The sequence below is a fragment of the Marinicella meishanensis genome (assembly GCF_019931145.1).
Lineage (GTDB): Bacteria > Pseudomonadota > Gammaproteobacteria > Xanthomonadales > Marinicellaceae > Marinicella > Marinicella meishanensis.
Map to the genome: position 1 here is coordinate 293,330 of NZ_JAIOUV010000005.1, position 11,781 is coordinate 305,110.

An 11,781-nucleotide genomic window follows, 5' to 3' on the forward strand; every position below is an offset into this window, starting at 1 on the left:
GTTATACTCCTTGGGACAACTTGTCGGCTTGATGACAAATTGCCATAAAATCTTGGGCCGTCAATGAAGCGCCTCCTATCAGACCTCCATCAACATCAGGCATCGAAAAAAGTTCAAATGCATTGGAACCTTTACAACTTCCTCCATAAAGGATGCGGATGCGGCGCGCTATTGTATCATCAATCGCAGCCAATTGAGAACGGATATATTGATGAACTTCCTGGGCCTGTTCAGCGGTGGCTGTCTCGCCGGTTCCAATGGCCCAAACCGGTTCATAGGCCAACACCCCTTGGGCCAGTTGTTCCATGCCCACCAACCCCAAAACGGCGTTGATTTGAGCCCAAACAACGTCGAAAGCCTGGCCGCTTTGTCGCTCCACCAAAGATTCACCCACGCACAGCACCGGCGTTAATTGGTGCTGGATGGCCTGACGAAACTTCAAGGCCACTTCTTCATTGCTTTCTCGGTGCATGACCCGCCGTTCAGAATGCCCCACCAGCACCATGTCGCAACCCAAATCAGCCAACATCGCGGCACTGACCTCGCCGGTCACGGCACCGTCATCATGTTCACTGAGGTTTTGTGCCCCGCACAACAACTGTGCCGGCTTTTGTTGAATCACATCATATAAATGGATGTAAGTCGGGAACACGGCCACATCGTAAGCCATGGCTGCAGGCAATTCGGTTTGCAATGCCGCCATCATTTCTTGCACAAATATTTTTGAGCCGTGCATCTTCCAATTACCGGCCACCAACAGCCGGCGTTCAAGCATCGCTTCACTCATCAGTGGCCTCACTGTCTGGATCGGCTTCACCCGCACCCGACTCGGCGGTATCATCGGCATCCAGGTTGACCACTTTGGCGATGCTGACCAGGTTCTCTTTGTCGGCCAAGCGGATCAAGGTCACCCCTTGGGTGTTGCGACCAACCGTGGAGATGCCATCAACCGCTGTGCGCACCAAAGTGCCGGCATTGCTGATCAGCATGATCTGGTCTTCAGGCAGCACTTGGCAAGCGCCGACCACCGCACCATTGCGTTCACTGGTCTGAATCGCGATCACCCCTTGGCCAGCCCGTTTGATCTTGGAAAATTCTTCCAAACGGGTTTGTTTACCAAAACCATTCTCGGTACACACCAACACGTTGCCCTCCTCAGCCACAAACATGGAGACCACTCGGTGGTCGCCTTTGAGGGTGATGCCTCGCACACCCCGCGCGGTGCGTCCCATGGAACGCACATCATTTTCATCAAAGCGGATGCATTTGCCGGAACTGGAGAACAAGAACACGTCTTGCGAACCATTGGTCAATTCGACATTAACCAGGTAATCACCATCAAGCAAGCCCAAACCAATGATGCCATTGGCCCGTGGGCGCGAGAAATTGGACAACGGGGTTTTCTTCACCACGCCTTTGGCGGTGGCAAAGAACACGTATTTGTCTTCATCGTAATCACGCACCGGCAAAATGGCAGTGATTTTTTCGTTTTTGTCCAATGGCAACAGGTTCACCAGCGGCTTGCCGCGGGCGGTTCTGGAGGCCATCGGCAACTCATACACTTTCAGCCAGTACACCTGTCCCTGGTTACTGAAACACAACAAAGTGTCATGGGTGTTGGCGATCCACAACCGTTCGATGAAGTCTTCATTCTTCATGGCGGTGGCTGATTTGCCCTTGCCACCCCGGGTTTGCGCCCGATAAACATCAATTTGTTGCATCTTGGCATAGCCTTCGTGCGACAAAGTCACCACCACATCTTCTTCGATGATCAGGTCTTCCATGGTTAAGTGGCGTTGGCGATTCATGATCACCGTGCGTCGCTCATCACCAAAGTTTTCTTTGATCTCCTCCAGTTCCTCGGTGACCACCGCCATCAAACGATCGGGGTTGGTCAGGATTTCCAGGTATTCCTTGATGGCCAGGATGATTTCTTTGAACTCTTCGGTGATTTTGTCTTGTTCCAGACCGGTTAAGCGGTGTAATTGCAGATCCAGGATGGCTTTGGCCTGAATTGGCGACAATTGATAACCCGCTTCAAAAAAGCCATATTGATCATCCAGGTCTTCCGGGCGGCATAGGTGCGCGTCGTCATCCAACAAGGCTTTGATCAACGATGAATTCCACTTCTTGGCCAGCAGCTTGTCTTTGGCTTCAGCCGGATTCTTCGATTGTTTGATCAACTCGATGACTTCTTCGATGTTGGCCAAGGCCACGGCCAGTCCTTCCAGCACGTGTGCCCGATCACGGGCTTTCTTCAGCTCGAACAGGGTGCGTCTGACCACCACTTCCCGGCGGTGCTTGATGAATTCAGTCAGGATATCAACCAGTCCCAAAGTGCGTGGCTGGCCATTGATCAAAGCCACCATGTTGATGCCAAACACGGTTTGTAACTGGGTCAGTTTAAACAGTTGGTTGAGCAACACTTCGGCCACTTCACCCCGACGCAGTTCAAACACGATGCGCATGCCGTCTTTGTCAGATTCATCGCGCAAGGCACTGATGCCTTCGATCTTCTTCAGTTTGACCAGCTCGGCCACTTTTTCAATCAAGCGGGCTTTGTTGACCTGATACGGGATCTCTGTGACCACGATGGTTTGTTTACCGGTGGCCTCATCGGTTTCAATCTCGGTCCGGGCCCGCATGTAGACTTTGCCGCGGCCTGTGGCATAGGCTTCTTGGATGCCTTCGGCCCCATTGATGTAAGCGGCGGTGGGAAAATCCGGACCCGGCAAATGGGTCATCAACTCATCCAGGGAAGCTTCGGGGTTTTTGATCAAGGCCACAGTGGCATTGATCACTTCGGTTAAGTTGTGGGGCGGGATGTTGGTGGCCATACCCACGGCAATCCCGGACGAGCCATTGACCAGTAAGGCCGGTACCCGGGTGGGCAGCACTTCAGGTTCGGTGTCGGTTTCGTCGTAGTTGGGTATGAAGTCAACCGTGTCTTTGTCGATGTCGGCCAACATTTCATGGGAGATTTTGGCCATGCGCACTTCGGTGTATCGCATGGCAGCCGGGGAGTCACCGTCCACCGAGCCAAAGTTACCCTGACCATCGACCAGCATGTAGCGCATGGAAAAAGGCTGTGCCATTCGCACGATGGTGTCATACACAGCGGTGTCACCGTGTGGGTGGTATTTACCAATCACATCACCCACCACCCTGGCTGATTTTTTGTGCGCTTTGTTCCAGCTGACGCCCAACACATTCATGGCGTACAGCACCCGGCGGTGCACCGGTTTCAATCCATCCCTCACATCCGGCAGAGCCCTGCCGACAATCACACTCATCGAATAATCGAGGTATGATTTTTGCATTTCATCTTCGATGTTAATCTTGATGATATCGCTTGAATTTTCCGTCATTTTTTAATCATTGGCGCCCGAATAAATAAGCACAAAATTGTAACACAAAAGTCACGTTCAAAACGCAACAAAATGACGAAAATGGAAATATAACGGCTCAGGGCAACACAACCGCGCAAAACAAGGTGATTGAGGCACCCAGCGCTAAAAACGCCTCAGAATTGACCTGCTTGGCCAAACTGAATTGACTGCACCTTGTGTCCTGGCCTATTCTGCATGGGCTGCCGCCACCCTGGCGTAATACTTTTTGGCAAATTCTTGCAAGGCATCGGCTTCAATGGCCAGGCGAATCTCACGCATGAAATCTTGATAAAAATACAGGTTGTGAATGGTGTTCAAGCGCGAGCCCAAAATTTCCCCGCATTTGTCCAAATGTCGCAAGTAAGCTTTAGAAAAATTTTGGCAGGTGTAGCAACCACAATCCGGATCCAAGGGCCCGGTGTCATACTGGTGTTTGGCATTGCGGATTTTCACCACCCCGTCCCAGGTGAACAAATAGCCATTGCGGGCATTGCGCGTCGGCATCACACAATCAAACATGTCCACCCCCAACAACACGGCTTCTAAAATGTCTTCAGGTTTGCCCACACCCATCAAGTACCGCGGTTTGTCGGCGGGTAACAGAGGTGTGGTGGTGGTTAAAACCTGTTCACGCAAATCTTTGGGTTCACCCACCGACAAGCCCCCAATGGCATAGCCATGAAAACCGATGTCCACCAATCCCGCAGCCGAGGTTTTTCGCAGGTCATCGTACATGCCGCCTTGGACGATGCCAAACAAGGCGTTGGGGTTGTCGGCGAAAGCGTCTTTGCTGCGCTTGGCCCAGCGCAATGACAGTTCCATGGATGTTTGGGCCTCAGCATGGGTGGCCGGGTATGGGGTACACTCATCGAAAATCATCACGATGTCCGAACCCAGCTCGCGCTGCACTTGCATCGACTCTTCGGGTCCCATGAACACCTTGGAACCATCGACCGGCGAGGCAAAAGTCACCCCGGCCTCAGTGATTTTGCGGCGTTTGGCCAAGGAAAATACTTGAAAGCCACCTGAGTCGGTCAAAATCGGTTTGTCCCAGCCCATAAAGTCATGCAAGTCACCGTGCGCCTGGATCACGTCTGTACCAGGCCGCAGCAGCAAATGGAAGGTGTTGCCCAAGATGATTTCAGCCCCCAGTCCCTCCACTTCATCAGGCGACATGGCTTTCACCGTGCCATAAGTGCCGACCGGCATGAAGCATGGGGTCTGTACCTCACCGCGCGCAAAGGTCAAGGTCCCACGCCTGGCCATGCCCGACTGCTTTCCCACTGGCTGTTTCAACTCAAATTGCACCCATGCACTCCTGCTCAATTGAAGCGGCACATTATAACGTGTTAGGGCCAGAAAAACAGCGCAGCAAGGATTCTGCCAAGTATCAACAGATGAATCAATTGCCTGTTGCTTTTACCCCTTGAGATATGGTTTATAATGTTGGCAAATATAACCATAAAAACAGGGGACTCTCATATGTTAAACAATTGGTTTGGAAGAGGAAAAGCCAACACTTATGCCAAGAATGATCAAGGTTTCAAATACCACCCGACCGCTGATTTGAATCAAATCACCGAATTTCTGCAGCAACACCAAAAAGCCAAAAGACGGATCATCCGGTTGCCGATTCCCGGCGACCCCAATCATGCCTACGCGATTCAGGTGTTGCCCGATGAAATGTATGACATGTGGGAACTGTTGCGCTCGCAAGCAGAAACATTTCACATGTGGCCGGTGCTGCATGTCAGCTGGAACCAATACTCTCTTGGCTGGGAAAACGCCATCAAAAAGGACGACATTTTCAACCGCAACCCATTTGAATGTGAGATCAGTAAACAACCCCAACACCCCAGAACCATCATGGCCGGGGTAGATCCCAGCCACGTCCAACTGTTGGTCAACCATTACGATGGCCGTTACTCGGCCAATCTGTCTGAAAACCTGGCTTATTTATTGGACAACATGGTACTGAGTGACGGCTTGAAAAAACAAGCCAGGCATTTGGTCGATCAAGGCCACATCACCAGTTTTGTGGGATTGACCAAATGGATGATTGATCAGGAAGAAGTGAAAAACCAGCCCACCAGGGACCTCAAAGAACAAGCCACATACCTGTCGTGGTTTGAACCGGACAATGAGCATTATGCCTTGATTCTGTTACCGGTAGAACATTCATGGGAAGCCCTGGCCTACATGCGTTTTCATGGCACCGAAGGGGGTGGCAGTGCCGCGGTGGTTTCCATGCTCAAACATTGGCATGACCAATATGGCGCTGAACTGGTGAGCCACTACGGCACCATGCTGCAATTGAAGTCACAACGAAAACCCGCCACCCTGGAAGCGGCCCTGCAACTTTCATTGGAACATGAAGCCGTGGCAGAAAGCACCACCGTAACCCCTGGGGTGACCGTGATCGAACACGCACAAATCTTACAACACAAGAACCGTTGGTTTTTACATCAGGCGGTATGAGCCGATGATTGATCGACCAGTCGACTGGCTGGTTACCAGCGGCTTGAGCAACGCAGACAGGCACCCGAAGGTGGCGGCAAATGGCGCCAAATCCACGCGGTGTGGAACCCATTGAACTGCTGATAATGATGAAAAAAACAAGTCAAATCTTCGCCTTGGGTGGCTGGCTGTTGTTGAGCGGCTGCGGCCCCGACACCCCCGAAATCCAAATCTTTTCTGGCTTTGCCCAAGGCACCACCTACAGCGTCAGCTTTTGGACCGAACAACCGGTGGACGGTACCCACTTGGCACAGATGCTGGATGACGAGTTGCAACGCATTGACCAAGTGATGTCCAATTACCGTTCTGATTCGGTGATTGAAGATTTCAACCGCAGCCCCGCAGGTACCGTGCTGCATGATGAAATCCAACAATTGATGCAGCAAGGCCTGCAAGTCCACCAAGCCACCCAAGGTTGCTATGACCCCACCAGTTTGCCTTTGTTTGAATTGTGGGGCTTTGCCGATCGCCAATTGACCATTCCCACAACACACGATTTGAGTCAGACTTTGTCAGTGGTGGGCTTGGACCGCCTGCCGCTTGATCAGACCATCACCACCCAGGTCGACCCCCCGGTGCACCTGGATTTGTCCTCCATTGGCCAAGGCTATGCGGTGGCCCAGCTGGCCCAGATACTCCAAGAGCATGGCATCGAACATCATTTGGTGGAAATTGGAGGTGAGATGATGGCCACTGGACACAAACCCGACCAACAACCCTGGCGCATTGGCGTCGAAAAACCAATCGTTGGCAGCCACCAGATCAACGCCATCATTGCCGTCAATGGCACACAGCCCACGGCGGTGATGACCTCAGGCACATACCGGCATTATCATGACCAAGACGGCACCCGTTACAGCCACATCATCGATCCCCGCAATGGCCGTCCGGTGACCCACCAAACGGTGGCGGTGACCGTGTTGATGGCCGATGCCACCCTGGCCGACGCCTGGTCTACCGGATTGTTGTGTTTGGGGGCCGAAGCCGGGATGGCGGCGGCTGAGACGCATGGGATCGCGGCGGTGTTTTTCGGTTTGACCGAGGCGGGCGAATTACACCAACAATTGAGTCCGGCAGCCAGTCAAGACCAGAGCGGTTGGCGCATTCAATTCATCGATTGACACCACAACAACTGGATCAATCAGCAGTTGGTTCGAAGGCGGCTTATTTTTGATGCAAACGCACGCCGCCTCGGCGACGGCGATCACAGGGGTTATCACAATCGCAGGCTTTGTCCATGCCCACTTGGCCCAATCCGCCACAACTGCCTGAGATGGGTTTGCGCTTGAACATCACCCCAATCGCCATCAAGGCGATCATGCTGAGAATCATGCCAAATATCACCAAGAAAGTGATCATGACCCTCTCCCCAATTCATGCCGTTTGGATTCGATCTGCATGGACATACCCATCATCCGCCAAAATCATCCAACAAGATGTTGTCTTCTTCCACACCCAAATCTTCCAGCATGTTGATGACCGATTTGTTCATGATCGGTGGTCCACACATATAGAACTCACAATCTTCCGGTGCCGGGTGGTTTTTCAAATGATTTTCATAAACCACGTTGTGGATGAAGCCGGTGTAGCCATCCCAATCGTCTTCAGGTTGGGGGTCTGACAAGGCCACATGCCAAGTGAAGTTATCAAACTCTTCGGCCAAGGAGTCAAAATCTTCTACGTAGAACATTTCTTTCTTGGACCGGGCACCATACCAAAAGGTGATTTTGCGGTCAGAACCGAGGCGTTTGAGTTGATCAAAGATGTGTGAGCGCATGGGCGCCATGCCGGCACCGCCACCAATGAACACCATTTCTGCTTCGGTTTCTTTGGCGAAAAACTCACCAAATGGACCGGAAATGGTTACTTTGTCACCGGGTTTCAGGCTCCAAATGTAACTGGACATGATGCCAGGTGGGACATTGGGGTGATTGGGCGGTGGTGAAGCGATCCGCACATTGAGCATGATGATGCCTTTTTCCTCGGGGTAATTGGCCATGGAATAAGCCCGCATGCAAGGCTCCGCATTGACCGAGCGGTGGTCGAAGATTTTAAAGCGGTTCCAATCGCCATGGTATTCTTCTGGAATGTCAAAATCCTTGTATTGAATGTCGTAAGGCGGGCATTCAATTTGGATGTAACCCCCGGCCCGAAATGGCACCGATTCACCGTCAGGTATCTGTAGTTTCAATTCTTTGATGAACGTGGCCTTGTTGTCATTGGAGATGACCGTGCATTCCCACTTCTTCACCCCGAACACCTCTTCAGGGATTTCAATTTTCATGTCTTGCTTAACGGCCACCTGACAAGACAACCGTTCGCCACAACGGGCTTGGCGTTTGGTGATGTGGCTTTCTTCGGTGGGCAAGATGTCACCGCCGCCTTCAAACACTTTGACCTTGCACTGACCACAAGTGCCACCGCCGCCACAAGCCGAAGGGATGAACAAGCCTTGATCGGCCAAGGAACCCAACAGTTTGCCCCCAGCCGGCATGGCCAAGTCCTTTTCACCGTTGACGTTGACGGTCACATCACCGGTGTTGACCAATTGCTTGCGAGCCAGCAGAATGATGCCCACCAAGGTGGTCACGATCAACAAAAACAAGCCCACTGCATAAAATAACGTTGTCATCAATCACTCCTTTACAGAGAAATACCGGAAAAAGAACTGAACCCCAGGGCCATCAGTCCAGAAATAATGAACGTGATTCCCAAGCCTTCGAGGCCTTTGGGAATGTCGGCATATTTGAGCTTTTCGCGGATGCCGGCAATGGCCACCAAAGCCAATGACCAGCCAAAGCCCGAGCCCAGACCAAACACCACCGATTCTGGGAAATTCAAATCCCGCTCAACCATCAGCAAGGTGCCACCCAAAATGGCACAGTTCACAGTAATCAATGGCAAAAAGATCCCCAAAGCGTTGTACAGTGGCGGGAAGAACTTGTCCAACACCATTTCCAAGATTTGCACAATCGCCGCAATCACCCCGATGTAGACCACCAAGCCAATGAACGACAAATCAATGTCAACGCCCAATATCTGCCACAAGGCAGCGCCCTCCTTCAGGAAAAAGCCGTTGATCAGGTTGTTGACCGGCACCGTGATGGTCTGTACCACAATCACAGCAATGCCCAAGCCGATGGCGGTTTCGACCTTCTTTGAGACCGCCAAAAAAGTACACATGCCGAGAAAGAAGGCCAAGGCCATGTTCTCGACAAAAACCGCTTTGACAAATATATTCAGATAATATTCCATCGCACCATCTCCCCTGCTCAGTGTCCGTGTGTACTGTATAACGGTTTGGCTGAGTCGGCTTCGACGAAGCTGGGTGCTTCTTCTTGTTCAGGCTGGTAAGCCCGAATGGCCCAAATCAACAAACCAATGATGAAGAAAGATGAAGGCGGCAGCAGCATCAGCCCATTGGGAATGTACCACCCGCCATCGGCCTGAGTTTGCAACACCGTCATGCCAAACCATGTGCCTGAACCGAACACCTCGCGGATGGTGGCCACCATCAACAACATGGCCGAATAGCCCAAACCATTGCCCAAGCCATCAATGAATGAAGGCAAGGGCGGGGTTTTCATGGCCACCGCTTCGGCCCGTCCCATGACGATGCAGTTGGTGATGATCAAGCCGACAAACACCGCCAATTGCTTGGCCACATCGGGGAAAAAAGCCCGCAACAATTGATCCACAATGATCACCAATGAAGCGATGATGACCATTTGCACAATGATCCGAATGCTGCTTGGGATGACATTCCTGATCATGGAAATGAACAGGTTGGAACAGGCCACCACAGCGGTCAGTGACACCGACATCAAGGCCGCGGTTTCCATTTTGCTGGTGACCGCCAAGGCGGAACAAATGCCCAAGATTTGTAGACCAATTGGGTTGTTGGCCAATATCGGGTCAAGTAAGGTTGCTTTGAGTGATTTCTTTTCTGCCATGACAGTTTCCTATTCTTGTGACGCCAATTGGCTCAAATAAGGTCCGTAACCACGTTCGCCGAGCCAAAAATTGATGGTCGCCTCAACGCCCCGGCTGGTCAACGTGGCACCGGCCAAGGTGTCCACTTGGTGTTCAGCCACGTCTGGATTTGGACTGATGGCTTTGACCAAACGCATTTGTGGTATGTTGTTTTCATCGTATGGTTGCTTGCCAACCCAGGTGGCCTGCCAACTGGGGTTGGCAATTTCGGCACCGAGTCCCGGGGTTTCTTTGTGCTCATAGAAAGTCAGGCCTTCGATGGTCTGACCGTCTTTGTTCATGGCCAAAAAGCCATACATGGTGCCCCACAAGCCATAACCCCGAATCGGCAGAATCACTTTTTCGATGCCCGCCTCACCCTTCAGCTGATAAACCAACGCGTGGTTGGCGATGTAGCCGATTTTGGCAGGATCATCGTCCAGCGACTGCCCTGTGCTGGCGTCTTTGGCCGCTTTCACTGCATCGAAGGTGTTCACATCAATGTCATTCGCTGGCTGCCCAGAAGGAATGGCAATGGCGGCGACTTCAATGTTGTCTTTGAACAAGGCCTCAATGTCACCACCGTCTTGGTAGATGCCAGCCGCCATCAGGATGTTTTTCTTCTTTTCCTTGGCGGCATTGACTTCCTGAATGGGTTTGAGGCCGATGGCTGCCACCGACACCAAGGTGGCACAGACCAAACTCAGGACAATGGCCACGGTGACGACGAAACCAGTGGATTCTTTATTTCTTGGCATAGCGGATCTCCCGGCGTTTGACGTTGGCTTTGACCACAAAGTAATCGATGATGGGGGCAAACATGTTGCAGAACAAAATGGCCAACATGATGCCTTCAGGAAAGGCGGGGTTGATGACCCGGATCAAGACCGTCATGACCCCAATCAAAATGCCAAAAATCCAGCGGCCTTTGTTGGTCACCGAAGCGGTCACCGGATCGGTGGCCATGAATACCATGCCAAAGGCAAATCCACCCAAGACCAAATGCCATTCAGGTTCCATGTTCATCATTGGGTTGGTATCTGAGCCGATCCAGTTGAACAACAAGGCGGTGCCGACCATGCCCAACAACACCCCCAGCATGATGCGCCAGGAGGCGATGCCGGTGTAAATCAAGAACACCGCGCCCAACAAAATGGCCAGAGTTGAGGTTTCACCGATGGAGCCAGGAATGAAGCCCATGAAGGCGTCGTACCAACTGAATTGGGACTCCATGACCGCCAAGCCTTCATTGGGCGCCACACCCAATGGCGTGGCTCGGGTGACCCCATCCAGCACCCACACTTGATCGCCAGACATTTGCGCCGGATAGGCAAAATACAAGAATGCCCTGCCCGCCAAGGCCGGGTTGACGAAATTTCGCCCGGTACCACCAAACACCTCTTTGGCGATCACCACACCGAACGAAATGCCCAGAGCGGCCTGCCACAAAGGGATGTCGGGTGGCGCAATGAGCGCAAACAACACGGAGGTGACGAAAAAGCCCTCATTGATTTCATGGCCCCTGACAGAGGCAAAGATCACCTCCCAAAAGCCACCCACAATGAACACCGTCAAATAGACCGGCAAAAAGGATTCAAAGAATCCAGTGAAAAAGTTGGCCATGATGCCTGCATCCACCCCGTTGGCTTGTAAACCCACGTTGTATGAACCCACGAAGATGGCTGGAAAGGTGGCCAGGTAGACAAAAATCATCACCCGCTTCAGATCCAAGGCATCACGCACGTGCGAAGCACGCTTTGATACGTAGCCTGGGGTGTAAAAAATGGTGGCCGCCGCTTCGTACAAGGCATAAAACGACTTGAATTTGCCTTCGCCCACGAAGTGGTGTTCGATTTTTTCAAAAAAGTTTTGTTTTTTCGGTGGTTTGTTGTGTTCACTCATC

At 52.1% G+C, this 11,781-nt stretch carries 11 protein-coding genes; 2 read left to right on the plus strand and 9 right to left on the minus strand.

Annotated features, from left to right (window positions below):
- Position 1: 1 nt before the first annotated feature.
- From tpiA to tgt, 3 genes are all read right to left on the minus strand, one after another.
- Positions 2-787 (minus strand): triose-phosphate isomerase, encoded by a 786-nt coding sequence (gene tpiA, locus K7G70_RS10670; protein WP_223788626.1) that lies wholly within the window; start codon positions 785-787, stop codon positions 2-4.
- Positions 780-3,368 (minus strand): DNA gyrase subunit A, encoded by a 2,589-nt coding sequence (gyrA, locus tag K7G70_RS10675; RefSeq protein WP_223788627.1) that lies wholly within the window; start codon positions 3,366-3,368, stop codon positions 780-782. Before gyrA ends, tpiA begins: the two co-directional genes overlap by 8 nt.
- A 207-nt stretch (positions 3,369-3,575) precedes the next feature.
- Positions 3,576-4,655, minus strand: coding sequence for a tRNA guanosine(34) transglycosylase Tgt (gene tgt, locus K7G70_RS10680; protein ID WP_223788684.1), 1,080 nt, complete (start codon positions 4,653-4,655; stop codon positions 3,576-3,578).
- Between the two features lie 216 nt (positions 4,656-4,871).
- On the opposite strand from tgt, the gene K7G70_RS10685 reads away from it, so the two are divergent.
- The gene (locus tag K7G70_RS10685) at positions 4,872-5,867 is read left to right on the plus strand and encodes a DUF4253 domain-containing protein (RefSeq protein ID WP_223788628.1); all 996 of its coding nucleotides are present in this window, start codon (positions 4,872-4,874) and stop codon (positions 5,865-5,867) included.
- Positions 5,868-5,992: 125 nt separating this feature from the next.
- The gene (locus tag K7G70_RS10690; RefSeq protein WP_223788629.1) at positions 5,993-7,027 is read left to right on the plus strand and encodes an FAD:protein FMN transferase; all 1,035 of its coding nucleotides are present in this window, start codon (positions 5,993-5,995) and stop codon (positions 7,025-7,027) included.
- A gap of 43 nt (positions 7,028-7,070) precedes the next feature.
- On the opposite strand, the gene nqrM is transcribed toward K7G70_RS10690, so the two are convergent.
- Genes nqrM through K7G70_RS10720 form a run of 6 tightly spaced genes read right to left on the minus strand, consistent with a single transcriptional unit; the run spans position 7,071 to position 11,780 of the window.
- Positions 7,071-7,265: a (Na+)-NQR maturation NqrM gene (gene nqrM, locus K7G70_RS10695; RefSeq protein WP_223788630.1), complete on the minus strand. Its 195-nt coding sequence runs from the start codon at positions 7,263-7,265 to the stop codon at positions 7,071-7,073.
- A gap of 52 nt (positions 7,266-7,317) precedes the next feature.
- The gene (nqrF, locus tag K7G70_RS10700; RefSeq protein ID WP_223788631.1) at positions 7,318-8,538 is read right to left on the minus strand and encodes an NADH:ubiquinone reductase (Na(+)-transporting) subunit F; all 1,221 of its coding nucleotides are present in this window, start codon (positions 8,536-8,538) and stop codon (positions 7,318-7,320) included.
- An 11-nt stretch (positions 8,539-8,549) separates the two neighbouring features.
- The gene (nqrE, locus tag K7G70_RS10705; RefSeq protein ID WP_223788632.1) at positions 8,550-9,161 is read right to left on the minus strand and encodes an NADH:ubiquinone reductase (Na(+)-transporting) subunit E; all 612 of its coding nucleotides are present in this window, start codon (positions 9,159-9,161) and stop codon (positions 8,550-8,552) included.
- Between the two features lie 17 nt (positions 9,162-9,178).
- Positions 9,179-9,859 (minus strand): NADH:ubiquinone reductase (Na(+)-transporting) subunit D, encoded by a 681-nt coding sequence (locus K7G70_RS10710; RefSeq protein ID WP_223788633.1) that lies wholly within the window; start codon positions 9,857-9,859, stop codon positions 9,179-9,181.
- Positions 9,860-9,868: 9 nt separating this feature from the next.
- The gene (locus tag K7G70_RS10715; protein ID WP_223788634.1) at positions 9,869-10,636 is read right to left on the minus strand and encodes a Na(+)-translocating NADH-quinone reductase subunit C; all 768 of its coding nucleotides are present in this window, start codon (positions 10,634-10,636) and stop codon (positions 9,869-9,871) included.
- Entirely contained in the window at positions 10,623-11,780 is a 1,158-nt protein-coding gene (locus K7G70_RS10720; protein ID WP_223788635.1) for an NADH:ubiquinone reductase (Na(+)-transporting) subunit B, read from the minus strand. The genes K7G70_RS10715 and K7G70_RS10720 overlap by 14 nt, the downstream gene beginning before the upstream one ends.
- Position 11,781: the final 1 nt, after the last annotated feature.

Excerpts from the sequence above, each read along its gene's own strand:
- tpiA (WP_223788626.1), bottom strand. The coding sequence starts at position 787 with ATGAGTGAAGCGATGCTTGAACGCCGGCTGTTGGTGGCCGGTAATTGG.
- gyrA (WP_223788627.1), bottom strand. The coding sequence starts at position 3,368 with ATGACGGAAAATTCAAGCGATATCATCAAGATTAACATCGAAGATGAA.
- tgt (WP_223788684.1), bottom strand. The coding sequence starts at position 4,655 with ATGGCCAGGCGTGGGACCTTGACCTTTGCGCGCGGTGAGGTACAGACC.
- K7G70_RS10685 (WP_223788628.1), top strand. The coding sequence starts at position 4,872 with ATGTTAAACAATTGGTTTGGAAGAGGAAAAGCCAACACTTATGCCAAG.
- K7G70_RS10690 (WP_223788629.1), top strand. The coding sequence starts at position 5,993 with ATGATGAAAAAAACAAGTCAAATCTTCGCCTTGGGTGGCTGGCTGTTG.
- nqrM (WP_223788630.1), bottom strand. The coding sequence starts at position 7,265 with ATGATCACTTTCTTGGTGATATTTGGCATGATTCTCAGCATGATCGCC.
- nqrF (WP_223788631.1), bottom strand. The coding sequence starts at position 8,538 with ATGACAACGTTATTTTATGCAGTGGGCTTGTTTTTGTTGATCGTGACC.
- nqrE (WP_223788632.1), bottom strand. The coding sequence starts at position 9,161 with ATGGAATATTATCTGAATATATTTGTCAAAGCGGTTTTTGTCGAGAAC.
- K7G70_RS10710 (WP_223788633.1), bottom strand. The coding sequence starts at position 9,859 with ATGGCAGAAAAGAAATCACTCAAAGCAACCTTACTTGACCCGATATTG.
- K7G70_RS10715 (WP_223788634.1), bottom strand. The coding sequence starts at position 10,636 with ATGCCAAGAAATAAAGAATCCACTGGTTTCGTCGTCACCGTGGCCATT.
- K7G70_RS10720 (WP_223788635.1), bottom strand. The coding sequence starts at position 11,780 with ATGAGTGAACACAACAAACCACCGAAAAAACAAAACTTTTTTGAAAAA.